20 protein-coding genes and 1 other RNA gene are annotated in these 25,396 nt (G+C 55.1%); 10 read left to right on the top strand and 11 right to left on the bottom strand.

Going from position 1 to position 25,396, the window contains the following annotated elements; all coding sequences use genetic code 11:
• Positions 1-39: 39 nt before the first annotated feature.
• Positions 40-837, bottom strand: coding sequence for a hypothetical protein (locus SH421x_RS02585; protein ID WP_488853757.1), 798 nt, complete (start codon positions 835-837; stop codon positions 40-42).
• Between the two features lie 253 nt (positions 838-1,090).
• Positions 1,091-2,353: an alpha-mannosyltransferase gene (locus SH421x_RS02580; protein ID WP_488853756.1), complete on the bottom strand. Its 1,263-nt coding sequence runs from the start codon at positions 2,351-2,353 to the stop codon at positions 1,091-1,093.
• 218 nt (positions 2,354-2,571) lie between these two features.
• On the opposite strand from SH421x_RS02580, the gene SH421x_RS02575 reads away from it, so the two are divergent.
• Complete coding sequence (locus SH421x_RS02575; RefSeq protein WP_488853755.1) at positions 2,572-2,763, top strand: hypothetical protein; 192 nt, start codon at positions 2,572-2,574, stop codon at positions 2,761-2,763.
• Positions 2,764-2,770: 7 nt separating this feature from the next.
• Here the strand turns inward: SH421x_RS02575 and SH421x_RS02570 are convergent, their stop codons facing one another.
• On the bottom strand, positions 2,771-3,370 hold the full coding sequence (locus SH421x_RS02570; protein ID WP_488853754.1) for a sigma-70 family RNA polymerase sigma factor: 600 nt from the start codon (positions 3,368-3,370) through the stop codon (positions 2,771-2,773).
• Here SH421x_RS02570 and SH421x_RS02565 point away from each other — a divergent pair.
• Both SH421x_RS02565 and SH421x_RS02560 read left to right on the top strand, forming a co-directional pair.
• On the top strand, positions 3,369-3,542 hold the full coding sequence (locus SH421x_RS02565; RefSeq protein ID WP_488853753.1) for a hypothetical protein: 174 nt from the start codon (positions 3,369-3,371) through the stop codon (positions 3,540-3,542). The two genes, SH421x_RS02570 and SH421x_RS02565, sit on opposite strands and share 2 nt — an antisense overlap.
• 594 nt (positions 3,543-4,136) lie before the next feature.
• The gene (locus SH421x_RS02560; protein WP_488853752.1) at positions 4,137-6,134 is read left to right on the top strand and encodes a glycosyltransferase; all 1,998 of its coding nucleotides are present in this window, start codon (positions 4,137-4,139) and stop codon (positions 6,132-6,134) included.
• Between the two features lie 397 nt (positions 6,135-6,531).
• Here SH421x_RS02560 and SH421x_RS02555 read toward each other — a convergent pair whose 3' ends face one another.
• A complete protein-coding gene (locus tag SH421x_RS02555) occupies positions 6,532-7,740 on the bottom strand; it encodes a Fic family protein (protein ID WP_488853751.1) in 1,209 nt (402 codons plus the stop codon).
• 418 nt (positions 7,741-8,158) lie between these two features.
• On the opposite strand from SH421x_RS02555, the gene SH421x_RS02550 reads away from it, so the two are divergent.
• Complete coding sequence (locus SH421x_RS02550; protein WP_488853750.1) at positions 8,159-8,422, top strand: DUF6933 domain-containing protein; 264 nt, start codon at positions 8,159-8,161, stop codon at positions 8,420-8,422.
• Positions 8,423-8,944: 522 nt separating this feature from the next.
• Here the strand turns inward: SH421x_RS02550 and SH421x_RS02545 are convergent.
• Positions 8,945-9,103, bottom strand: coding sequence for a hypothetical protein (locus SH421x_RS02545; RefSeq protein WP_488853749.1), 159 nt, complete (start codon positions 9,101-9,103; stop codon positions 8,945-8,947).
• 349 nt (positions 9,104-9,452) lie between these two features.
• Between SH421x_RS02545 and SH421x_RS02540 the strand changes: the two genes are divergently transcribed.
• From SH421x_RS02540 to SH421x_RS02525, 4 genes are all read left to right on the top strand, one after another.
• Positions 9,453-10,847 carry an efflux RND transporter periplasmic adaptor subunit gene (locus SH421x_RS02540; RefSeq protein ID WP_488853748.1) on the top strand — a complete coding sequence of 465 codons (1,395 nt, stop codon included), beginning with the start codon at positions 9,453-9,455 and terminating at the stop codon, positions 10,845-10,847.
• A 12-nt stretch (positions 10,848-10,859) separates the two neighbouring features.
• Positions 10,860-14,309, top strand: a complete 3,450-nt coding sequence (locus SH421x_RS02535) for an efflux RND transporter permease subunit (RefSeq protein WP_488853747.1) — start codon at positions 10,860-10,862, stop codon at positions 14,307-14,309.
• 39 nt (positions 14,310-14,348) lie between these two features.
• Positions 14,349-15,272, top strand: coding sequence for a hypothetical protein (locus SH421x_RS02530; protein ID WP_488853746.1), 924 nt, complete (start codon positions 14,349-14,351; stop codon positions 15,270-15,272).
• 73 nt (positions 15,273-15,345) lie between these two features.
• The gene (locus SH421x_RS02525; protein ID WP_488853745.1) at positions 15,346-15,681 is read left to right on the top strand and encodes a hypothetical protein; all 336 of its coding nucleotides are present in this window, start codon (positions 15,346-15,348) and stop codon (positions 15,679-15,681) included.
• A gap of 179 nt (positions 15,682-15,860) precedes the next feature.
• Here the strand turns inward: SH421x_RS02525 and ssrA are convergent.
• Positions 15,861-16,229: a transfer-messenger RNA gene (gene ssrA / locus SH421x_RS02520) on the bottom strand.
• A 211-nt stretch (positions 16,230-16,440) separates the two neighbouring features.
• Here ssrA and SH421x_RS02515 point away from each other — a divergent pair.
• A complete protein-coding gene (locus tag SH421x_RS02515) occupies positions 16,441-17,418 on the top strand; it encodes an MBL fold metallo-hydrolase RNA specificity domain-containing protein (protein ID WP_488853744.1) in 978 nt (325 codons plus the stop codon).
• Between the two features lie 495 nt (positions 17,419-17,913).
• Here the strand turns inward: SH421x_RS02515 and SH421x_RS02510 are convergent, their stop codons facing one another.
• The 3 genes from SH421x_RS02510 to SH421x_RS02500 form a co-directional block, all read right to left on the bottom strand.
• Positions 17,914-19,524, bottom strand: coding sequence for a DUF1254 domain-containing protein (locus tag SH421x_RS02510; RefSeq protein ID WP_488853743.1), 1,611 nt, complete (start codon positions 19,522-19,524; stop codon positions 17,914-17,916).
• A 273-nt stretch (positions 19,525-19,797) separates the two neighbouring features.
• Positions 19,798-20,316 (bottom strand): hypothetical protein, encoded by a 519-nt coding sequence (locus tag SH421x_RS02505; protein WP_488853742.1) that lies wholly within the window; start codon positions 20,314-20,316, stop codon positions 19,798-19,800.
• 167 nt (positions 20,317-20,483) lie between these two features.
• Positions 20,484-21,632 (bottom strand): DUF1559 family PulG-like putative transporter, encoded by a 1,149-nt coding sequence (locus tag SH421x_RS02500; protein WP_488853741.1) that lies wholly within the window; start codon positions 21,630-21,632, stop codon positions 20,484-20,486.
• Between the two features lie 199 nt (positions 21,633-21,831).
• Between SH421x_RS02500 and SH421x_RS02495 the strand changes: the two genes are divergently transcribed.
• A complete protein-coding gene (locus SH421x_RS02495) occupies positions 21,832-22,092 on the top strand; it encodes a hypothetical protein (protein WP_488853740.1) in 261 nt (86 codons plus the stop codon).
• Positions 22,093-22,155: 63 nt separating this feature from the next.
• Here the strand turns inward: SH421x_RS02495 and SH421x_RS02490 are convergent, their stop codons facing one another.
• Positions 22,156-23,775 (bottom strand): arylsulfatase, encoded by a 1,620-nt coding sequence (locus tag SH421x_RS02490; protein ID WP_488853739.1) that lies wholly within the window; start codon positions 23,773-23,775, stop codon positions 22,156-22,158.
• Between the two features lie 205 nt (positions 23,776-23,980).
• Complete coding sequence (locus SH421x_RS02485) at positions 23,981-25,396, bottom strand: DUF1501 domain-containing protein (RefSeq protein ID WP_488853738.1); 1,416 nt, start codon at positions 25,394-25,396, stop codon at positions 23,981-23,983.

Genomic DNA, 25,396 nt, shown 5'->3' with positions numbered 1-25,396 from the left:
ATCGCTTTCTTGTATGGTTGGTTTGTTTTGAGCAATTAGTTAGAGAGATTGCGAATGAACTTCGAGCGATGTGGAGACCAGCGTGTAGGCGCCGTGCCACAACTCGCGGTTTTCAAATCCTGCGTGATTGATTTGGGGGAACACGATACGATCGCCGCACAAGCTGGGCTTGTAGACGGGCCGCGTGGCCCAGACTTCCTGGGTGGTTTCGGTCTTCAGGTGGAAGAGCAACGTACGCGGTTGCTCTTGATCGTCTTTTCCGGTGATCAAAAGACGGTCGATGTCGTCGGCCTGATAGCTGACGCGATACAACCGCTGAAAGGGAGTGACCAGTCGACGTCGCAAGCCGGTAAACCGGTCCTCGACGATCAGCTGGTCGCGCGGAGCGTGGCAGCGGTAGCGCGGGCCGATAAAGCCGACGCGCGTTGGCTCGTCCGAGATGCACTTGGCCGGCTCCATGTCGGCCAGACTGGCTCCAGAAGCGAGGTAAAGCCGCGACTCAAAATCGTGCTGACCTGGGACGACTCCGACAAAGCTGACATGCCACATGCCTCGCTCGCGAAAGATCGCCGGACTGCATTCAACGGCCGAAGCAGGCAAGCCGGTGGCGATCGGTTGCGGCTGGCGGTGAAGCCAATCGCAGTAGTGCAGTTTCCAGGGATAATACGAGACGTTGCGAACGGGACGACTTGGCAATCCCAGCCGCCGCCAGCCGGAGCCGCGGCAAGCGAACGGTTGCTCGTGCGGCGTGGAAGCGGTGCAGAACAGCAATGTCTCGCCGTTAGTGAACGGCATATGCGTTCGCGTTCTGAGCCCTGGAAAAACCGGCTGTAGCATGAGAACTCCTGATGCTGAGAGGATCGCCGCAAGAACAATTTTTGTTTCAAAATCTCTATGCCTGCTGGCGACGAACTTTTGCAGCAGAACAACGAAAAAAATAAAAGAGTGAGGCAAGCGAATGCATGCCTCGAATGCGCAGAGGCATCCCGCGATCAAGCTTGATCGCGGGATGCAACCGTGGCGCTATCACCGTCCAAGAGCGACCGTGAATCGCGGTCGAGACAGACCGCAAAGAAAGAATGAGCTTTCGTCATTCAGCCAAGGTATTAAGCACCAGTTGGATGCGTGTTTGCGCATCACGAAAACAAGTACCTTCCCAGGTATTGTCGTCTGCACGCGTCAGCTTGGCGGTGGGACGGCCATCCCCGCCACACAAGATCAGGGTTTCTCCTTCCAGCCACCAAAAAAATGTGGTCGGGCTGGATCCGAGCACTACATCGCCTTCTGCATTGAACTGCATCGGTCGGCGACTATGGCCGAGACGAAGGTACTGGAATGGAACGCCTGACAGTTGCTGCATGCTGCGCCAATCGTTAAGAGTTGCGGCTCGGGCGAGTTGCGTAATTGGGCGCCAATGCCAGCGGAGTTCTTCGACGAATTGAAAGCATGCTTCCTCATGGACAAAGCCGGGAATTTGGCGATTGCCGGACAGCGACCATTTGTCATGCACGCGATGTTGAAACAGTCGTCGTCCCGTGAAATCGTGTTGGCACAATGTGTGAGGAATTCGCTGAATGTCATAGGACGGCATCGCGAAACGGCTATCCAATCGATGCCAGGCGAAGCGAAACGTATCTTTGTCGCCGTGGATGTAGCGGTAGTAGAAGTCAGAACGCTCGTTGTAGGCGTTGCACAGATTTAGTTCTCGCCAGCAGCGACGTTTGTCGACTAAAACCTGGCCGCTTTCCTGTTCTGGTTCATCCCGATAATCAATGCCGAAGATCTGCCAACGCATGCTGGTTGGCTTGGTTTGCAGCAAGTCGGGCCAGAAGATCGCTCCGGTCTGACGGTACTCGTCTGCATCAAAGAGGTACGTCGGGTCAAGAACCGGAGCATTGTCCGCATCGAGCAGCAGCACTTCGGCGAACGAGCAGTGCAGCATCGCGAACGATTTTAGTTCCCAACCGCCGCGTGGCGTGACCGCGTTCGGGATTGTTTCCGCATCGATGCACTGGACGCTCCAAGGCTCTACCATGGAAGCCCACTGCGGGTCTTTTTCGGCGTCGCCGCAGCACCAAACTTGAATCGGTAACTGACACCCTAGGCGCCGCAGCAAGCGAATCGTTACCCACGCATTGGTGAGATATTTGACTCCGCCAGCACAGATCACAATTCCCCTCCCGGCGAAGTTGTCGGGATAGTCCGGAATGCTCTGCAGATAACGCTCCGCCCATTGATCGGCATTGTGCGGCGTCAGTCGCTGAACCTCTGCGCGATTTGCCTGAAGGGTTGTTGTCGCCGCTTCGCTTGACGGGGCGTCCGCAGGAATATTGAGTTGAGAGCAGCGCATCATTGGGGAACTCCGAGCAGAGCGTGAAGAATCGAACTAGCGATAAGCTCTATGCCCTGAGCGACGCTAGCTTTGCATGAATTCTGCTCGGAAAAATCTGGAGAATATGCGGTAATAGGAGCTTTGCAATTTTAAGGGGAGACGCCACACTGAAAGTAACAGCCGAATGGCTATACAGCCGTCGCGCAGAAAGTAGGAAAGCCGTGAGGATGGAGAAAACCATGCAGACCGAAGAGAGTCTCGCTCCGGACGTCGATCGACAACTCTTAGCGGCCCTGGTTCGCAAGGAACTATCAGAGGATCAGGCGCGCTCTGTGTATGAGCTGATCCACCGGTTTGCAAGTTGGAACCAGGCGCACAGTGAAATGATCGTCGAGGAGTTTTGTCGAACAAAAGGCCAGACTCGTCCGTGATCCGCAACTAGCGGTCGATCAATCTGCCGAGTTGCTCCAGACCTCGCCGATAAATACGCCGTGTTTTCCAATAGCTGTAACCGATCGACTTTGCGATCTCTTGCAGGCTCCAATTCTTCGTTGTCAGAACCATGATGGTCCGATGTGGTTCAGGCAGCCGATCAAGCATCAGGCTAAGATCGATCTTTTCATCCAGCGTCAATCCCATTGGTGGATTTGACTCACTCCCTTCAGGCTCACGCGACTCACGGTGTAGTCGTCGCATCCGCCGCAGCGCCTCGCGGCATTGGTGACGGATGATCGTTCCGAGCCAACCTGCGAAGTGCTCCTCAGCGCGTTGGCGGTCAATATGCAGGTCTGGGGCTCGTCGCAGTTTTCTGGCCAACAGCAGCATGGCGTCCTGCTTGATATCTTCCAGCCATTCGCTAGGAGCGCGGCCTCGACGCAACTCCTGCTGCGCGCACATTTCAAGTTGATCTTGATACCACGGGTGTTCGACCAGAAGTCGCCAGGTGTCGACCCAGTCGCTAACGTTATGCTTATCGATTTGGTGAAGAAACTGGCGTTTCAAAACTTCGTGGTCATTGGTCATAGGAGGCGTCTGCATGAGTCGTGATCCCTCGGCGAGTTGGGATATCCACCGAAATCCATCTCGTGTGGCTTGTGATTTGATTGTCATGCGCAGCATGAAATTGACGCGTTATTGGGATGATTCGCCCGGTGGGTTCAGCGGCGCGAATCATTCGTTTGGTAGCGGCGGTGTAAAGATGCCTAACTAGGCGATTTTGCCGCAGTCAAGTCACGCCCTTAGGAGGCGACCATCAGGCCCGGCGCGCAAGGGATGCTGAAAGAGCAAACGGATGGGATCACCTACTTTGCCGATTCGTGGGAGCGCCGCAAAATCTTGTTGCAACCGAATCATCTCTCACCTCCTCTAGGGCTCGAGAGGGTCCGAGGCAATGACCGCTGCCGCATCGGGGTTCCAGGACTTAGAAGTCCCTTAGGTGCACGAATAGTATAATCGAAATACTGTACAAATGTCAACGCCAAAATGCCCCGCTGCAGCGGCTGCCGCCGCCTCGTAATTCGCGGGACCAAGTCGCTTTTTGCTTGGTTTTCTCCGCTGGAATTCGCGTCTCTTTTCAAGAATTTCTTTTTGCTGTTTTTTGTGCAAATCGCTGTCGAGATCCGCCGTAGAAACTTGTGACGATTTCTAGTCTTTCATGATTTGACGAAGCGACATCGCTATCGACGTTGAAAGTTGAATTCCCATGCGCCATGAAATATTCAGCAAGGTCCTTAAAGCGAAATCACAGGGGCTAATCGAACTTCCCAGTAACTTCTCGCATCTGGAATCGAACGAGCAATTGGAGATGGCTAAAAGCGCACTCAATGATATGGTCCAGCGGCAGGATGAAGAGTCGCAGAAGTTTTGTCGCCGATATGGCATCACCCTACCTGACCTAATTCCCGACAAGATAAGCGCCGCCGTCCAGCCCCGCGCCGTGATTGTTGCTGAGGACATGGCCCGAGGAGGCGCTCAGCGAGTGACTCGCGACATCATCGACGGCTTAACGGATACTGGTTGGAACTGCTCGCTGGTCGTGGAGGAGCAGCCGCGTCTACGGAACTGGTTGCACGAAACGCGGGCTCAAGAAGTGTTGCGCATGCGCGACGGCGACGATCTGATCCGCATTTGCGAGGGCGCAGACGCTTTGCTGATTAATCTCTCGTCGGTTGCATATCAGGAGATTGTGCGGTTGGCCCATGAATGCCCGGATATGCAAAGAATCGCGATCGTACATGACGAGAACTCGATAAATCCCGCGTTCCTCAAAGCGTTTCCATACCTGCACAAAATCATCGCCGTCAGCAAGCGGCTCACCCAATTTTTGCTGGAGATGGGCGTTCCCAAGTCAAAAATTTCCTGTCAGCGCTGGGGTGTAAACATCGACCAGTTTTGTCCTAATCCGGAAGCACGGGAGCGAGAGCGGAATAACCTGGGAATCGCCGCCGAAGAACGGCTCGTGTTATGGGTAGCTCGCTTGGCTCAAGGGAAGCGACCATCCTTGGCGGTTGAGATCCTACGACATTTGCCCGCTTGCTTCAAACTCGCCTTTGTGGGGGAAGGGGGAGAATTGTTGGTGATTCAACAGCTGATCCTGCGGTATGGACTGCAGCGGAGGGCCATCGTTTTGGGAAGCGTCAGCGACGAGCGTCTACCGGGTCTCTACAACGCGGCCGACGTTTCGTTGCTGACCTCGGAAATGGAGGCTTGTCCGCTTGTGCTACAGGAGTCTATGGCGTGCGGAACGCCGGTTGTCGCCTCCGATATTGGTGCGATTGGAGAGCTGGTATCGCCAGAATGTGGTGAATTAGTAGCCTCCGCTGACCCTCAAGACTATGCCCGAGCATTGGAGCGAGTGATGAGCGAACTCCGCGCTGGTTGTCGCGAATCGCTGTTGCGAAAACTGAAATCTGAGTGCGCTTGCTATGAAGCAAGCTTTTGCCGGTGCGGCGTTTCCAGCATTGCGAAAGCATGTCGATCTCGCGTCGAAAGAGACTTTGACCTACGGAAAGTGAAGCGGGAAACGGCGGCTATATTCACAGTACCACCGCAGCCGGTCGCCGGCGTGGTAAGCGCCGCAAGTCGGGAACAGTTTCCCCATGTCAAGCTATTGATTGAGTCTCTGCAAGCAACCAATTCCGACTTGCCGATCTTGATCGTAGCGCATCGCCTGGACGAATCACAATGTAGAGAGTTGCGACGACTAGGGGTTAGCGTCTTGGAACGAAAGGAGCTGCGGGATCTGCCGATGGATGTCATGCAAAGATATCCCGATCCGGAACTCTGCATGTGGCTGAAGCCCTGGTGTTTGTCGTCTTCGCCGTTCGATCGCACCATCTGGCTTGATGCAGACACGGTCGCTCTGCGATCCTTGCAACCGTTGCTCAAAGCAGCCGACGATTCGTTGGTCCTGACGCCGGATGATCATGCGACGCGACATCCCGCATGGTATGGACCGGAGATCAATTCCGGGGTGTTGGTGATGGATCGCCAGCGTGAATCCTTCTTGCTACAAGCTTGGAAGACAACCATTCGCGAAGTCGCTGCATTACCCCGGCGTCCCCAAGGAATGGTTCATCACGACCAGGCCGCGCTTCGCTTGGTGATCAGCCACGGTGAAATTGCCTATCAGATCATCCAGGGGTGGAATGAACCTCCCAATGGCCTGATTGACCAAGCGATCAAGCATCGTCGGCGTTATCCGCACGAGGACTGGCTAACCCATATCCAAACGGATCATCCTCACGCCGGCGTCGTGCATTGGGCAAATCGTCCCAAACTGCCTGACTTGCTAAACGCCTAAAGCTCACGCAGGGCTGAGCTCGACTTCTCTCTCACCGCTCCCTTCGACCAAATCACCGGGGAATAAGTTTGTCAGATCACGACGTTTGCCTAAACCGGCAAGCTGCGTTTAGTGGATTCGACGGGCGGCAAAATTTGGCCGAAATACTTTGTTGCAAGGCGAGCTGAGGAAGACACTTACGAGAAGAGGCAATTTCGCAAATTTGGTTCAAAACAGCCAAGATCAGACACGACATCAGACATATCAGACACGGCCAAATTTCGTGGTACGCGATCTGCACGAGGACGAGATCGCTGATTGTCGTAAGTCATTAAAAGCTGTCCCCCGCGTTGCACGAGAATCGACTTCACCGCTTTGTCGCGCTGGCTCGTATTGTCCTCTTAGTCTGACGTGTCGTTCAGCTTTCGTCAGTAACGGTCATTTGCGGTTGTTCGATATCCTCGATGGGAATTGCCAAGACTTGCTTGCGGAATAACGCTACATAAGCTTCGAATCGATATCGCCGGTTTCGCTTTTGCCCAGTAATTTCGCGGACAATTCCCAAAGCTTCGAACTCTTCCATTAGTTTGGCCGCCGTTCTGTAGACACATCCCAAATGGGCTTCGGCCTGCTTGATAGACAATACCGGATATTCAAATAGACGATCCAGTAATTTAAAGCCATATCCGGCATTCACTGAACTACTGAGCTTCTGTTGAAGCGTTTCGCGGAGTATGACGATCTCTCTCGCGGTGTCGGCCGCAGCATTGCTAACCTCCAGCACTCCCTTCAAAAAGAATTTAAGCCAATTCTCCCAATCTCCTTCCGTGCGAATCGCAGTCAGGCGATCGTAATATTGTGAGCGGTGAGCCTTCAAGTAATAGCTGAGGTAGAGCAAAGGACGTCTGATTACCCCTCGTTCGACTAGAATCAGAGTGATTAGCAATCGGCCGATGCGACCGTTGCCGTCTAGAAACGGGTGAATCGTTTCAAACTGAGCGTGGGCCAATCCGCATTGGATCAACTTGGGGAGCTTCTCTTTCACATGAAGAAACTTTTGAAAGTCATCCAACGATTTGTTCATTTCGTACGGCGGAGGAGGAACGAAGTCGGCCGTGTTGAGGTCGCACCCGGCCGAGCCTATCCAATTTTGACTCGTGCGAAATTCTCCCGGATTCCTCTCTTGTCCGCGAACGCCCTTTAATAGTTCACCATGGATCTCGCGAATTAGCCGCAATGAGATCGGCAATTCGGAAAGACGCTGAAGCCCACACTTCATGGCATGGACATAATTGATGACCTCCTCTACGTCTTCCGGCTGATCGTCCGTTCTTCTACCTTCGGCTTCATATTCCAGGACGTCTTCGAGCGTGGCTTGAGTCCCCTCAATTTCGGAACTTAGAACCGCTTCGTGCTTCACATACATCCCCACGAAAAGATCGGGATTGGGAAGCACTGACGCTACGCCGTCGAGTCGACCGAGGGCCGTACCGGCATCTTCGATAAGCCGGTTCATTTCATCATCCATTACCAGGGGGGGATTCGGCGGAAGCGGTTGGGGGACGAAAGCCCGATACCCTTTGGCTTGCTTGATATAACGTCCTGCCCGGAACTTGTTTTCGCTCATTTTCGCCGTTTCTCTTGTTGTCTCATCGTAAAATAGCGGTTACCGGCCGCCGATCTTATTTTACAAAACAGCCAATTCGTACAATAGCCTTCGCCGATGCCTTGCCTTATTTCCCTGCAATGCAATAACCTGACTCGGCATCTTGCCCCCCGCCGAATAAAGCCCTGCGATCGCCAAAATTGACAGAATCAGACGAATTGTCCTTGCTAGCATGCGTACGAAACGAGGAATCAGATCGGAAATCAGACCTGGCAAATTTCTGGAAAAATGCCTGCCTGAGTGGCGTCTTGTCTTTAAGCGGTAAAGGCATCGTCTCTTGTCGGACGCACCGCGCCAGCAACCAAGTCGCCATTGGGGCATTGTCCCGACATGTCGCATAGTTGCTAGATTGGTACGCAGACGCATCAGCATCTATGTAATGCAAGCAGACGGCTTCGGAAGCGTCTATCAACAAGCGATCGCTCCCGCCACGGCGACAGTTCAATTCTCGAAAGCCCTGAGTCGCTCAATCACAGGATCGATCAACGATTTCGTGTTCGCCGCCAAAATCTATCTCACGGAGACCGATCTCACTCCGCTCGAAACGTCATTGATGCTAAACGAGACGCCGATGTCTGCGATTCAGTATGCGAACCCGAGAAAGTCAATGTCGGCGCTTGGAAGCAAGTCTCAAATAGCCTAGCGACAAAGACGCCAGGTCAGAAAACCAATTCGACGCGTTGACAGACCCAATAGTGCAAGGAGTCGGCGATGACGACTCGCCCCAGGTATTCAAAAAGTGCTTTTTAGAATCCTGCTCACCTCGAAAAAATCAGACACACGAGCACTACGTGCCAGATTCGACGTGCAGCACGCTTCTGCAACTCAAAAGAAAAGGCTCCTTACCGGTATCGGAAAGAGGTGTTTCATAGAGGCGGCGGGGGGCAAAATTTGGCCGAAAAACGTTGTTGCAAGGTGAGCTAAGGAGGACACTTACGAGAAGAGGCAGTCTTGAGACTTTCGCCCAAAACGGCCAAAGATCAGACAGCCCAGACACGCTGCCTATCCGCGTCCGCGAGATGCAATCAGCGACCGAGGCAATCGCCGGAAGTTCTTATTTGACTTGTTGAATTGCGAAAAGCGGCTTATCCTTTAAGTATCTGTACACCTCCGGTCTGGATTTGTCATGCGACGTTTGGTTTCCATCCTGCTGATCTTTTTGCTCTTAGGGCAGTCGCTTGCGGCGATGCCTCATCGGCATGGAGAGCAATCGGGATGTGACGCTCAGGAACATGCTGCTCGGCCCCATGTCCACCTGCACGGGGAGAGAGATCACCACCATGATCATGCTCCGCAGGCCCCACAGCCGGAACCAGCGGATCATGACAGTGACGCCATTTTTTGGGTGAGCGTCGATGCGGTAAATGACAGCGTCTCGACTGCGGTCCCCAAATTGACTCTATCTTGGCTGGCCATCTGCCCCGTTCCAGCCAGTGCTGACCAGGCCGTTTTCGAAACGCAAATCCGAGATTGCCTTGGTTCGGCCGGGCTCTTGCGCCCATGGTGCGCGCGCTACGAGCAGCTGCTCTCGATCCGCTGCTAGATCTTTCTTAGGCGTGTTTGATATCGGTCAGATCCGGTACGCACGTTTTCTCTAAACGCCGTTGCGTTGGCCGAATTTGCCGGCCTCCCCATCGCAGAGTGTCTTCTGCGTTCGCCTGGAGTTGGAATCGATGCATATCCCACAACATATTCGCTACTCGTTCGCTGCCTTGGTCGTGCTGGGCATAGCGATCGGCGCGTATTTCACCCAAGACCTTTGGACGCCGCTGCTTTCTCGCCAGGATGTCATCGATGAAAAAGCTGATGCCATCGCGCCCGTTGAAGAAGCGACAGTCCTGAAGCTTTCGTCGCAAGCTCGCAAGAACCTCAACTTGATCGTCAAGCCAGCACGGCCGCAAACTTACTGGCGAACGATTCAAATTCCCGGGATTCTCGCTGATCGACCTGGCGAAACGGATCGAGGCGTGACTTCGCCTGCCGTCGGCGTCATCGCCGAGATTCATGCCTATCCAGGACAGACGGTTCATCCTGGTGAGACTCTCTTCACGCTGAGGCTTTCCAGCGAGTACCTGCAAAACACGCAAAAAGAGCTCTATACAGCCAACAAAGAACAGCAAATTGTTCGCGAGCAACTTGATCGGCTGCGTCCTCTGGCCGAAAGCGGTGCGGTGCCTGGCGTTCGTATTATCGAGCTGGAAAGCCAGAGATTGCGGCAAGACGCGCTGATCCAAAGCCATCGCCAGGACTTACTCACGCGCGGTCTTACGCCGCAACAAGTCGACGAAGTCGCCGCTGGCGAATTCATCCATGAAATCACCATCACCGCTCCTCCGGTTCGATCGGCGAACGGTTCGAGAACCAGCGGCGTCGTTGACTCCAATGACCGCGACAAAGCCGCGTACGAAGTCCAGCAACTTCAAGTTTCGCTTGGGCAGCAAGTGCAAGCTGGCGACCTGTTAGCCACGCTTTCCAATCATCGCCGGCTGTATATCGAGGGACATGCATTTAAGCGGGAAGCTCCTTATTTGGAGGATGCAGCCCAGAACCGCTGGAAGATAACTGTCGAATTTGCAGAGGACTCGCCCGATCATTGGCCAGAACTGAAACAGGACTTCGAGATCGAATATTTGTCGAATGCAGTCGACGCCGAGAATCGCACATTCGATTTCTATATTCCCCTGAAGAATCAATCGCGTCTGTATGAGAAGAATCGCGAAACGTTCGTCGTGTGGCGATTTCGACCAGGGCAGCGTGTTCGGCTCCATGTACCAGTAGAAGAATTGCACGATGTGCTGGTGCTGCCCAGCGCCGGCGTTGTGCGGGATGGTCCTGACGCCTACGTGTTTCAACAAAACGGCGACTTGTTCAATCGTATTCCGGTCCAAGTGCTGCATGAGGATCGCTTGAATGTGATTTTGGCGGATGACGGAAGCATCACACCCGGGTTGTATCTCGCTCAGAACGCGGCAGCTTCACTCAATCGAGTGCTCAAAGCCCAGGCCGCCAGCGGCGTGCGTGCAGACGTGCACGTTCACGCGGATGGAACCGTACACGCCTCTCACTAATCGGATTTATTCATGCTCAACGCCATCATTCGATTCTCACTGCAATATCGCCTGCTGATCTTGTTGATCAGCGTGGCGATGCTGGTCTATGGTTCGTATCTCGCGACGCAGATGCCGATCGACGTCTTCCCCGATCTCGATCGGCCGCGGGTGATCATCCTTACCGAGTGCGGAGGCTTAGCGACCGAAGAGGTGGAAACGCTGGTAACGCACCCAATTGAGATCGCGCTGTTGGGAGCGAGCGGCGTGCAGGCCGTTCGTAGCCAATCGACGGCCGGGCTAGCCGTCATCTATATCGAATTCGATTGGAATACAGAAATCAAATCGGCTCGCCAAACCGTACAAGAGCGACTCGCCTCGCTGGAAGGCGTCCTGCCCAGTGGAGTCACCCCGATGATGACTCCTCCCTCATCGATCATGGGGCAAATCGTCGTCGCAGGCATCTATCGTCAGCAGGGACCGCGCGGCGGAGAATTGTATCCGATCGACAAGACGTCGTTGATGGCCGAGATCGCGAGAGATGATCAGGGGCAAGATTCCCTGCAAGTCTGGCGTCCAGTGATTCGAGATCAGGTTGACGGTTGGCGACCGGTCGACGCAGAGATCGTCCAATGGGATAAATCGCCAGCCGACAGCGCTTCCAGTATTCCGGGAACGCCGTCCGCTACGCTGAGAATCGACGGGAAGAGCTACGATGTCGAGTTTCCTTCGGAATTAACTCGTCAACTTGCCTTACGCACCATTTGCGATTGGGTAATTCGTCCCCGAATTCTGAAGGTAACCGGCGTGGCCGAAGTCTTCATTCTGGGTGGAGAACGCAAGCAGTACCAAGTTCGCATCGACCCTACGGCTCTTTTGGAATACGGCGTTACCTTACAAGAAGTCGAACAGGCGATTCAGGAAAGTAACATTAACACGAGCGGCGGTTTCGCCGTGAAGGGAGAAACGGAACGCCCCATCCGAATACTCGGCCGAGTCGGCCCCGGTTCCGAACGCACGCTTTACGACTTGTCGCAGGTACCGGTGAAACTGACCGGTGAACGTCCGGTCTTACTCCAACAAGTCGCCCGGATTGTCGAGGGAGCGGAGTTCAAACGAGGCGATGGAAGCGTCAACGGCCGGCCGGGCGTCGTCTTCACGATCGTCAAGCAACCCCATGTCGATACGCGCGGCTTGACCGATCGCCTGGAAGCGGCGTTTGCGGCGTCCGAAGAATCGCTGCCAGCCGATATCGTGATCAATCCCCAACTATTTCAACTTCGCAATTTCATTGACCGTGGGATCTTCAACGTTGGCGAGGCGCTGATCATTGGGGCGACGCTGGTCATTTTTATCTTGTTTCTGTTTTTGCTGAACTTCCGCACCACGTTCATCACATTAACGGCGATTCCTCTCTCTTTGGTGATCACCATCTTCATCTTTCGGTTGATTGGGCTGGTTACCGGATCGGAACTCTCGATCAACGTCATGACCTTAGGGGGCATCGCCGTCGCAATGGGAGAATTGGTCGACGACGCGATCGTTGACGTCGAGAACATCTTCCGCCGACTTAAAGAAAACAATGCGCTGGAGCATCCTCGACCCGCTGTTCAAGTGGTTTACGAAGCGAGCAAAGAAATTCGGAGTGCGATTGTGTTTGGTACCGCGGTGGTGATCCTAGTCTTCCTTCCACTGTTCGCATTGTCAGGGGTCGAAGGGCGCTTGTTCGCTCCGTTGGGTATGGCCTATATCGTTTCGATTCTCGCGTCGCTATTGGTTTCGCTGACGGTCACGCCGGTGCTGTCCTACTACTTGCTGCCTCAGTCCAGTGCAGCGCATGCAGAACACGACGGCTGGCTGCTTCGCTCGCTCAAATGGCTCGCCAGCTACCTGATTCGCTTTAGCATGAAAGCCCCTTTGCTGCTGCTGGCGGTTACTTGGATCGGAGTCGCTTTCGCCGGCTGGCAGTTGGCGAACTTGGGCAAAAACTTCCTGCCGGAGTTTGACGAAGGGAGCGTGCAGATCAATGTGACGTTGCCGCCGGGATCGTCGCTCGACGCCTCGAACACGATGTCGGCGCTGATTGACGGTAAACTTCGCGAAATGCAAAAGAACGCACGGAATCCTGACGGAGCCATTTTGTATTTCGTCCGCCGTACCGGCCGAGCCGAAATGGATGAGCACGCATCACCCGTCAATGCAGGCGAATATATCCTGAGCATGAACCCTGAGAGCCAACACGAGCGAGATGAGATCATCCAGCAACTCTTAGAGGAGCTAAGCGACGAAGTGCCTGGCGTCTCGATCGAAGTGGAGCAACCGCTCGCGCACTTGATTAGCCACATGGTCTCTGGCGTCTACGCAGAAATTGCGATCAAGATTTTTGGCGATGATATCGACAAATTGCGAGAGCTATCGGAAAAAGTCAAAGGAACCATTCAACAAATCGACGGGATCACGCCTCCGGTCATCGAGCCGATTCAACAGACCGAGGAACTCCACATCAACTTGCGAACCGATGATCTCGCCTTTTACGGGATGACGCGGGGGTACGTGGCCAATGTGCTGCAAACGGCGCTTCAGGGAAGCGTCGTTTCGGAAGTATTGGAGGGACAACGGCGATTTGACTTGCTGGTACGTCTGGAGGAAGAATACCGTACCGACTATGCCAACCTGGGGCGGCTACGAATTGACTTGCCAAATAATCAAGGCCAAATCGAACTCCGCGAGATCGCCGATGTCGGTCTAGGCGTTGGCCCCAATGCGGTGAATCGAGAGAACTCTCGACGGCGAATGGTCATTCGCTGCAACACGCAAGATCGCGACCTGGCCAGTGCGGTGGCCGCCATTCAAAGCAGTGTCGACCGCCATGTCAAATTGCCGGAAGGTTACTTCATTGAATATGGCGGGCAGTTCGAGAGCCAACAACGAGCGACGCGGACGATCGCAATTCTGGCGGCAGTTTCGGTCGTCGGCATGTTCGTCGTGCTGATGGTATTATTTCCTTCCGTTCGCGTCGTTCTCCAGATTCTCAACGCCTTGCCGACTGCGTTCATCGGCGGCGTGCTGGCGCTGGTGATCACGCAACAAACGCTCACGGTCGCCAGTCTCGTCGGCTTCATCTCTCTCGGCGGGATCGCGGTTCGCAACGGCATTCTCCTCGTGACCCACTACTTTCATTTGATGAAGGAAGAAGGAGAGGAATTCTCCCAGGCGATGATCCTCCGCGGCAGCCTCGAACGACTGGCTCCCGTGCTGATGACCGCGCTCACCGCAGGCATCGGCTTGTTGCCTTTGGTCATCGGCGGCCAAGAACCTGGACGCGAAATCCTGTACCCGGTGGCCACCGTCATCCTCGGTGGACTCGTTACTTCCACCTTTTGCGAATTCCTCATCCATCCTGGCATCTTTTGGAGGTTAAGCGGCAAGGATGCAGTTCGTCTGACCCGCACCGAACAGTCGGGTGAGGAAATCATTCCCTAAATTCAGAATTCAATTTCACCCCTTGCAAGGAACGATTTCGTGACACGCAACATTTACTATTCCATGTTATTTGCTGCCCTATTTGCAGCTACCAGCTTGCTAGGTTGCAAGAACGACAAGTCAGCGCCGGAGAATCCGGCCTCCGGCGCAAACGCCGAATCCGACCACGGCCATTCTCACGGGCCAGACGGTGAAAGCCATGATCATAGTGATGAGGGACACGGACATGCGCCGGGCCCACACGACGGTGTCTTGACGGACTGGGGCGGTGGAGCCTATCACGTCGAGTTCACTGTCGATCACGACAAGCAGCAGGCGACCGTCTACATCCTAGGGGGAGACGAAAAAACTGCGGAGCCAATCGTCGCCGAATCGGTCTTGCTGACCATCAAAGATCCGAAGCTGCAAGTCGACCTGACGCCGCAGCCACAGGACGGAGACCCCAAAGGCAAGTCATCCCGCTTTGTCGGCAAGCACGAAGGCCTCGCGACGGTCAAGGAGTACGAAGGCACGCTGAGCGCCGCCGTCGATGGAACTCCCTATGCCGGCAATTTCACTGAAGAAGCACATGGACATGAGCACGGCCATACCCACAGTGGAGACGATGCTCTGGTCTGGGAAGGGGAACCGAAAGAACATGCCGGAATGATCATCAAGCTGGGGCATCACGGTTCGCATCTGCATGCCGGCGAAGAAGTCGAGCCGGCTGTTTCGATCACCAAAGATGGCAAACCGGTCGACAACGTCAAGGTCTTCAATGCGCTGGTAAGCAAGGATGGCAGCAAGGTTTTAGCCAAAGAAGTCGCCACGGCTTACGAGCCGGAGTCTTCCGCCGAACCTGCTCACTATGCTCAGGGGGGCCTTAAGATCCCGGCTGACGCGAAGAACATCGCAATCCGCTTTCGGATCGTGCCGGGTGTCGGCGAGCCCGTAACCTACGACGTGCCGATTTCGGTTGAATAGTCGTCAAACGTTCCCGCTGGTCCGCAGCAACCTTTGCTGCGGGCCTGGAAAACAACTCGCAAAGGTTCCCCCTATGTTGTTCCGGGCCATCATCGCCGGCCTAGTCGTCGCCGCCGTCTCACAAATCGCCGACCGTTTTCCGCGGCTAGGCGCGCTGCTGCTGACTCTCCCCATCATTAGCGTCGTCGCGTTCGTAGCGGTCTGGTGGAAAGATCAAGACTTAACCACCATCTCAAAATTGGCGCGAGAAACGCTCATTCTCGTCCCGTTGGGGCTCCCCTTTTTTATTCCTCTCGCGTTCTCGGAACGGATCGGACTTGGATTCTGGGGAGCAATGCTGCTGGGCCTAGCCCTGGCCTCCGCAACCATCGGGCTCTGGTTCGCATTCGGGCCGAAGCTGGACGGCTAAACGCAAAACGTCGGGAGCAAGCCTTATCTTGGCCGATTCCGAGTCTTAATAAGTGATGCTTTGATCGCTTTAAAGGTGAATCAGATCAGACAACTTACACTTGGCGGCCAAAACCGCTGACACCTTGGAGCTGTAACCCCAATGAAAAACGCACCTTGCCGAAACCGGCAAAGTGCGTTTAGTGGAGGCGGCGGGATTTGAACCCGCGTCCCGCGACATTTTCATGTAAGCATCTACGTGTGTAGTCGACTATTTGATTTTCGCAGGCGACGTCTCCAATCGACGAGATGCGTCACCCACTATCAAAGAACTTTATTTAGTCTTCAGCGTGCTTTGCGTGACTGAAGACGAGTCGGAATTGGCGACCGGTTTTCAGATCTCTCCGACAAAGACCTTCAACCGGCAAGCTAACCTATTTAACTAGGCAGCAAGGACGAGAGTATTATTCTCGGCAATTATAGTTGTAGTCAGCTTTTTACGAGGCCCACTGACCAACCTCGACACGCCACTTACACTGCAGGCTATCCGGTCGATTCCAATTCGCCCCCTGAAGTGTAATGGTTGCTGCCGCACTTCTCGGGCGACAGCTTCCTCATTTTCGACATTCGGACCGGTTAACTTGAACCGGGCCGCCTGACGAACCTCTGCATTCTACGTCACTCAGCAGAAAAATGTTCCGACTTGGCGGCGTAAAGTGTTATGATAACTCGCTTTCGATCCGAAAGAAAGCGGCCCCACCGCCAAGACACTTCGCTTCCCATGCAAAAAACGTTGTTCGACCTTGACGCTAAACCGCGCGAAAACTTCTATTTTGACCGCGGGCTCTTCCTCTTGCCGGGGCATATGGGGGTCGATGTCCGTCGCCGGCAGCAGTTTGGCTTTATCTCCCATGCTCACATGGACCATGCCGCGCGGCACGAAACAATCTTTTGCACGCCAGAGACCGCCGCGCTGGTCCGGCGCCGGATCGGTGAAACCCAATATCGCATCATGCCGCTGGGCGAAACGCTTGAGTTTCGCGAGTCGCGGCTTACCCCCTTCTCGGCTGGGCACGTCCTCGGCTCGGCGATGCTACTGGCCGAAACCGACGAAGGCTCGATGCTTTACACCGGCGACTATCGCCTAGGCGAGTCGTACACCGCCGGCCAGGCCCAGCTGCCGCATGCCGATGTGCTGGTGATGGAATGCACTTTTGGCGAGCCGTTTTATCGACTGCCGCCGCGGGCCGAAACCATCGCCAAGTTTCTCGATCAAATCGAACAAGCTTTTCACCGCGGAGCGACGCCGATCGTGCATGCCTACGTCCTCGGCAAGTCGCAGGAAGTGACCAAAATTCTGACGCACCACGGCTTTCGCGTGCAGCAACAACAAGACGTCTTTGCGATCAGCCAAGTCTATGAAGCGTGCGGCTGCGATCTGGGCGAATACGAACTGTACGATGGTCGCCCCAAACAGCGACATGTCATCGTCTCACCTCCTCGCTCGCAGCGGGGCAGCGACGTGCATGGAGTTGTCCTGGCCGAACATTTCGCAATGACCGGCTGGGGATGGAATCCGGCATTCGCGGCCCGCTATCGCTGCGATCATGTCGTGCCGCTCTCCGACCACGCCGACTATACCGAACTACTAGAAACAATCGAACAAGTCGCGCCACAGCGCATCTACTGCACGCACGGCCCTAAACGATTTGTCGACGACCTTCGCAAACGCGGCCATGAAGCCTATTGGTTGGGATAGTCGCAATCGATCCTGCTAACGCACAATCTTCGACCGGACCGCCACGTTTTTTTCTTCGTAGCCCGCTGCGCGAACGAGGGAAATGCGGCATCTATTCAGTAAATGTCGAATGTCTAAATCCAAATGTCTAATCGCATGCCGAAGCTCGAATGCCAAAATTCTCGTTCGTGCTGCATTCCCCCATCTCCGGCTTACCACTCGCTATTAGACAAGTAGACAGGACAAAAACACGCGGAGGGAATCCACCCGACTACTCGTCTACTAGCTCCAAAAATGCTCCGCCACAGCGCGCACAACCGGGTGGTCCAACCAGTCTGTTCAAGATTGTTTGATTGCTTCAGCAACAAGAGGCCCGTACCATGCGGCCACAAACCCAGCTACATCGAAACTTCAAACTTAACCCGCAGTCGACCAAAATTCCCAGCGATTTAGCAAGAGACAAAATCCAGAGGCCGGGGCCAATGCCCTGCGGCTGATGGAAGATGACAGAAGCAACTACTTCACCGGCTCGATCTCAGTTGGTTGCCATTGTTTGGTGAAGAATGGCTCCAACGGGCTGTAGAGACGGAGAATGGTGAACCAGCCTTTGTTTGGCATGGTCTGGATCCAATTGCCGCGCTGCACGCCTTCAGGCTGCTGGGGGGCGAAGTAGATGGTGGTCGAACCATCGGCATTCGCGATCGCGGCCGGCGAAGGATAGCTCTGACTGCCGGCACGCGGATACTTTTGCGGCGTGGCGAGCATCGACCGTGACTGGTTGTCATACACGGTGAACGACCAGAACGCGGCGGCCGGAATGCCCTTGGGCAACGTGACCTTGTAGGTCTGTCCACCATCGAATGGCGTCCCCTGCGAATCCAAGAAGGCCATCAGATACTGCGAGCCAACGCCCGGCAGACGCATGATCATGCCGGGGGAGTCGAGGGTATAGCCGAAGTAAAACGCGGTGCGAGAATCGAGCGTCCGCGCGCCGGTCGGCGGGTTCGGCTTGAAGTAGCCCTCTTTGGTGATCATCGGCGGCGGCGTTTCAAAGTCGTAGCCCCCCTCCCAAAGCATGTTGCCCCAGTTGGAATCGTCGTAGTAGTTCCAGTCAGGGTGCATCGCCGCATAACGCCAGTTGAGCACGCGACCGGTGGCGTTGCCAAACTTGGCGGCATCAGTCAGGATCTGCTTGGTCTTTGCGTCTGGATTGAAAGGCTTGCCTTTGACGATGCCGATCGCGGCCAACTGGCCTGCAAGCTCGACGTCGTAACTGGTCGCCGGTTCGTTCTGGACGTTCTCGTTGATCATTTCAAAGAAACCGAAGTCGCTGGGCGGAACCGTATTGAATGCTTTACCGCTGACTTCGACAAATTTGGTAGCAGCAACCGGCGGATTCTTGCCGAGCCGAACGCCCCCTTCCAAAGCAGTTGCGATACTGGTGCCGTATCCGCCGGGGGTGAACGGATAGATCTTCATGTGCTGCTTGATCAGCTCAACCGCAGGCTTCGGGTCGTTGTCGACCAGATAGGCGCGAGACGCATAGAGAACTCGATTAGTTTTGGAATGAGCGACATGGAATCCGCTATCAGGAAGCGAACCGGTATAGCCGGGAGGAATGATCAGGTATTTGCCCCCTTCGCCGCGGTCGGGACCTGGAAAGCCGATGTCGATGATCCAGGAGAACCACATGTCATTGATCGTGCCAACACCTTTGGGCGGCTGCTCGATCACCATCGGCCCTTGGCTAAGGTCAACTACCGATAGATAGTAAACTGTGTCCGCGTTAGCCGTCAGAAAGATCGAGGCCGAGTCCATCAAGTCGGGAAAGATGATGACGTCATTGAACGCGGCTCCGATGCTGGCGAACCCCTTTTGAATGCCTAACGCAGAAGCTCCGCGGAAGCTGTTGTTGTAAACATTCAGACCGTTGGTAAAAGTCAAAACGTCAGCAACTGCCTGGGCGGTCTCGGCGGTCGGCGCGCCATCCTTGAAGGTAAGCTCTCCGAGATTGGTTTTGACTACGTCAGGAGTCAAGATTGACGCCGGAATCGCCGAGTCCTCTTGGCCATAGGCGTTGAGTGTCATCGCGATCATAGCGATTGCAGCGAGGGTGAGCGTACGCATTTGCATCTACTTGCTAGGCTGTTGGGGGAACTGGGCACCAGATTATAGGTTTTATTCCTCGTACTGAAAAACGAAATCTGGGGCGCGCCGCTTTCCGCCGACGGCCGGCGGCAAGCTGCGATTGGGGGGGGCCCGTCTTAGCAAGATCGACTTTGACGAGCAGGGCAAGCGTCAGCCCAAACGCTGCCGCCGCAGGCAAACACCAGTTGAAGACAAATAGCACGCAACCGAGTGCGTGCTATTTGGTGGATGCTTGGCTGTTCGCGCGAAAGCTTATAGCGGAATCGCCGCTTTGCCTTTGGAGGTGCTGGGCATTGCCGGCGTGTAGTCGGTTTGAATGTCGTAGTTAAAAACGTTGTTGCCGCCTGCTACGACTTCAAACTCTAGCTTGCTTTCTTTGTTGAACTCGGGAGGTACGACATCGACCGTCACTTCGTTTCCGAATTGAATTGTGTTGTCGGCAATTTTGCCTGTCGATTTGTCATAATCGACCGTTGCAAAAATTCGGACGATGTACTTGCCCGGCATGACTCCATCGTAACCGGTGAGCAGAAATCTTCCTTCTTTGATCTGACCTCGGCCCCCTGCCCCTTCGTTGTCGGCAGAACTGAAGGTGATCCCGGCCATTCCGCTGAGAGGACTTCCGTTCAGCGTAATTCTACCGCTTACATTCTGCCGGCCGTCGGGATTCGGCGGGGTTTCGCAACCGGCGAATAGGATTGCAAAACCAAGAGCGATGATCGGCGTCCAAAAAACTTGGCCAGCGCCTGAATGAATCTGATTGGGTGTCATATTTCGTACATCCCTCTAATTGACCGATGAAACGGAATGAATGATAGATCCGCGAAACTCACGGCAGATTGATTGGATTCAGGCTGCCGTGAGTGGATCGTGAAGATTGAAAGCTTGACTCGCCAAGCCGAGCAACATTTACCATGTGCAATCGCTTGGCTTGGGGACTAATTAAAATTATAGACTTCGGCGCCGCGGGAAGTGCCAAAAGCACGCCACACAGGTCTGGCGATGGTGTCGCTAAAAAACCCAACGCTGCCATCTCCGCGGGTGACGTTCACGCCGCCGGTGTGATAGCTTCGAGCTGAGATCCGGATTGCATAACCACCGGGGGCATTTTCAGCAATGCAAGGCGCTCCTTTGGTGACGTCTACGCCAGGCTTGTGACAGTAGGAGGCGACCATCATTTCGTCAGGGTTTCTGGAATTGGGCTCATAGTAGGTCGAAAAGAAAGCGTTCTCACCTCGGTAGGGAGCACCCCGAAAGTCACTATAGCTACTGCTATGCGACGTATCACTGGCAGTCTGAATGACTTCAGAAAACATCGCCGTATTGGAAAGTCCGTCCACACAAGAAGCCATGGTCTCTCCCTTGGCTTTCTGCATTTCGTCATTGCGTCCTGCAGCGGTGCTTGGCAGCGCAACTTTTAATCCGTTTCCAAATAGTGCGCCCGCTTCTAAGACAACGTCCGAAGAGTCGCCGCCGATTCGCTTGAGGCCGTAATAGTTAGAGATTCGCCAGTTGGTTCCTCCGGCGATCGATGTGCCTGTCCGAGTTTGGGCATCTCCAATTGCAGTTTGTCCGGCACAAGCGACGTAATTGATCTTGGGCCAGATGCGCGAACCGGTTGTACCGCCGGTATAGAAGTTCTCTTCGGAGCTGCTAGGACAACGATAGTTTGTCACGCCTCCCTGCCAGGCTCGTACATTTTGCAAGCGGTCATACCGCCCCCCTTCGGTAGAGTCGCTGGGATCATGGACCCAACCGCCGGTTCCTGTGGTAGCGCCGTTGGCTACGTACGAAACGCTCATCTGATCGTAGCGGTTCCCCTCTTCCATGAACGGAAGGATAAAGGTTACCCAGCTCATGAAGTTGTAATCGCGACACCCGGCCGGCAAATATCCGCCGCTGGTATCTGCGAAGTTGTGGACCGCCAATCCCATCTGCCGCATGTTGTTTGAACACTGCATTCGACGAGCCGCTTCACGGGCTTGCTGCACGGCAGGCAGTAGAAGCCCAATCAAAACGCCGATGATGGCGATCACCACAAGTAACTCGACCAACGTAAACGCGTGGGGAGCGCGAGATCGCGACATAGAATCCTCCAATGGTCAGATGAGTGCGTTACAGTGCGTCGCAAGGACCTGCCGTCAAGCGGGTCTCTCTCGCCAACGCTTATAGGCGTTATTGTAGAAGTGCGATGTCCACTTTACATCTGGAAATTTCCGCTAGTTTCGTGAAGTCTTTGCGTAATTCGAACGAAACTATTCTGTTTTGCGCAATAGAAACTCGCTATTGCGCAGCTCCCGATATGGGGCGCAAGAGATGACCTATTTCGGACTCTACGAGAGCGACCTCGGCATGGCTAGAACTGGAAAATCGCAGCAGCCGCCTCTCCCTGGTGAACAGCAGACGACGTCGCGTTTCAATTGCTGCAACGCAATCACGATGGGGAGTGCCCAGATTCTCAAAGAAGAGGCCCCGGCTGCTTGCTTGCCAGGCGCCGCGATTTGGCGCCTGGCGAAAGCTGCAGACCTGCAGCGGTTGGGGCAATAAGGTAAGCCCCAACGAACGGCTGGCAGGCGTTTCGATTCCTTCGCCTCTAGAGAATATCTGCGGCTACTTCTGCTTCTTCTTCTTCGCCGTTTTCGCTGCTAGCTCGATGGTCTCATTCAGCTGTTGAGTCCAGAGCTTCTCTAGCTCTTTTACCTTCTCCGGCTGTTGCTTCGCAAAGTTGTTCGCTTCGGCGCGATCGGTGCTCAGGTCGTACAGTTCCCATGGGTCGCCTTCAGCGGCGACCAGCTTCCAATTGCCGGCGCGGATCGCGCGGTTGCCTTCATGCAGCCACCAGAGAAAGTCGCGGTCGATCGTCACGTCCTGTGCGAAGGCCGGAACCAGGCTTTTGCCAGGCGCCGCGGGAAGTGGTTCGCCTTCCCACTGGGTTGGCTTTTCGACTCCAATCACATCCAGAATCGTGGGCACAATATCAACGACATGTCCTGGCGTTTGGCGCATTTCACCATGGGTTTTGATTCCGGCTGGCCAATGGACGATCAGCGGCGTGCTGATTCCCCCTTCGTGGACCCAGGTTTTGTGGCGGCGGAACGGCGTGTTGGCGGCGCTGGAGAAACCAGGGCCAAGACACAGATACGATGCGGCGCTGCCGGGCGCAGCATTCGGATCGTGTCCGCCGTGACGGACCATGATCTCGGCGCTGGCGCCGTTGTCCGAAGCGAAGAAGATCAGCGTGTTTTCATACTCGCCCATCGCTTTCAATTGCTCGATCAGCCGGCCAATCTCTTGATCCATGCGATCGACCATCGCGGCATGTATCGCCATCTTGGTCGCTTGAAAACGACGTTGTTCGTCAGTCAAATCCGTCCAAGGGAGCGGGCGATTGATTTCGCCGGGGCCCAGCTTTTTGATCGCCTCTGGAAAGTCATAGGGAGGACCAACTTCGGGTTCCAATGCCGAGAGCGTGGTCTCAAGCAAACCAAGCTGCTGCTGCCGGGCGAAGCGTTCTTCGCGTACTTTGTCCCAGCCTTTCAGATAATTGTCGCGATACTTGGCGATATCTTCCGGCAAAGCGTGCAGCGGAAAGTGAGGCGCGATGAACGCGACGTAGTGGAAGAATGGTTGATCGGCGTATTTGTCGGCATGCTCTTGCAGGCAATCGATCGCATGATCGACCACGGCGATTGTTGCGTAGTAACCAGACTCGTCGGCGGCCGGGACGACGGGTTTGTCATCTTCAAAGTTTCCCTTGGCCGAAAAGTAGTTCCCTTGGTTCCGCAGATCAAGCGAACGATCAAAGCCAGCCGCTAACACCTGACCGTCGATGTGCCATTTGCCGCTGTGATAGCTACGATAGCCATGCGGACGAAGATAGTCGGGCAACAGTCTCGCCCACTTCTGTCGCGATGCTTGACCGCCGCCTCCCAAGCCGGGCAATCCGTCGCGATGCACCTGTTGCGCGTAGTAGCCTGACAGCAACGCAGCACGAGTCGGCCAGCAGCGGGCCGTGTTGTAGAAGTTGGTAAACTTCAAACCGCCCGCTGCTAGATTGTCGAGACTCGGCGTTTCGATATCGCCGCCGTAGCAGCCGAGATCGGAGTAGCCCATGTCATCGGCGAGGATAAAAATAACGTTGGGCTGTTTGGCGTCGGCTGCTTCTACTGCGGTCGCAGCGAAGAGGATGTGCAGCGCAAAGGCTGCCAGCAGAAAAGAATAGCGTCGCATGATGGGTCCTTACGTTGGGCGGGATCCCTTCTATCTTAACCAAGACCCAGCAGGATTTCGACCAATGAAAGAATCGAGCGCAGCAAGGTTGCGGCTGAAGAACGAAAAGCCACGGCACAAGGTGACTTTGCACCCGCTTAGTGGGGGCGCATTACAGCCCCCACTGCGTCGTCGCTGCCCAAAGCGCGTGACGAGGCCAGAAACGTTACGCGAGGATCTCATGGACGACGCTACCGTGGACGTCCGTCAGGCGAAAATCTCGGCCACTATGTCGGAAGGTATGCCGCTCGTGATCGAGCCCCAGCAAGTGCAGGATTGTTGCGTGAAGGTCATGGACGTGAACGCCATCTTTGGCGACGCGGATTCCGTGCTCGTCGGTTTCTCCGTAGACAATGCCCGGCTTGACGCCTCCGCCGGCCAGCCAAGACGAGAAAGCCCAGTTGTGGTGTTCGCGTCCTGGGGCATCGGCCGAATTGTTAAACGGCGTGCGGCCAAACTCGGTGGTCCAGACGACAAGAGTATCCTCTAACAGACCACGACGTTTGAGGTCGGCCAGCAAGCCGGCGATGGGTTGATCAACATTCTTTGCCAACGGAGCATGCGTCAGCATGTCGCCGTGGGCGTCCCAATTGTTGGACGAGCCGACATCGATCAGCTCGACAAAACGGACGCCCCGTTCGATCAAGCGTCGCGCTACCAGGCATTGCCAACCGAATCCGGCGACCTGGCCAGGCTGCAGACCATACAGGTCGAGCGTCTCGGTCGTCTCTTGACTTAGGTCAAAGATCTCAGGCATCTCCATCTGCATGCCAAACGCAGTTTCAAAACTGCGCATGCGGGCCGCGAGCTCCTGATCGCCTCCTTGCGATTGCAAGTGCCGCTGATTGATGCTCGCTATCGCTTCTAGCTCTAACTCTTGGCGACGCTGCGTGGGAACACGGCGCGTTAGATTGGGGATCGCTTCAGCGCCGGGGACAATGCGCGTCCCCTGGTGAGCCGGGGGAAGAAAGTCGGCGCCCCATGCCTGAGTTCCGGCATACGGCGTCTTCGGGGCCAGAACCACGAACGAGGGCAAGTTACGGTTTTCACTTCCGAGTCCGTAACTAACCCACGATCCGATGCTGGGCCGCGAAACGGTAAACGAGCCGGTATGGATGCCAAGCGTCGCGTTGTAGTGATTGGAGTGGCCTGTATGCATCGAGCGAATAAGGGCCATGTCATCAACGCAGTTGGCCATGTGCGGAAACAACTCGCTGACCATCGCTCCAGACTGGCCTCGCGGCTTGAATTCCCATTGGGGACGCTTCAGATAGATGTTCTCGTAGCCGGGCCGGTTTTTGGTTTCGGGATGATCCAGCGTGACCTGCTTACCGTGATCCTGAAAAAGCCGCGGCTTGTAGTCGAAGCTGTCGACATGCGACACGCCGCCGCTCATGTAAAGAAAGATTACATTCTTGGCCCGCGCGGCGTGATGTGGCGGCTTGACGGCAAGCGGGTCGAGCGCAGCTCCGCCGCCCGTTGACTCTGCGACCAGGTCTTGCACGATGCTCGGCCAGAGCAACGATCCAGCCACAAGCGAACGCAGGCAATCACGACGAGTTCCAGCAGATTGTTGCGTCAT

This window comes from Blastopirellula sp. SH421, from assembly GCF_057808535.1.
The sequence above is the reverse complement of the archived record's forward strand: the minus strand, read 5'-3'. Positions and strand labels throughout refer to the sequence as shown.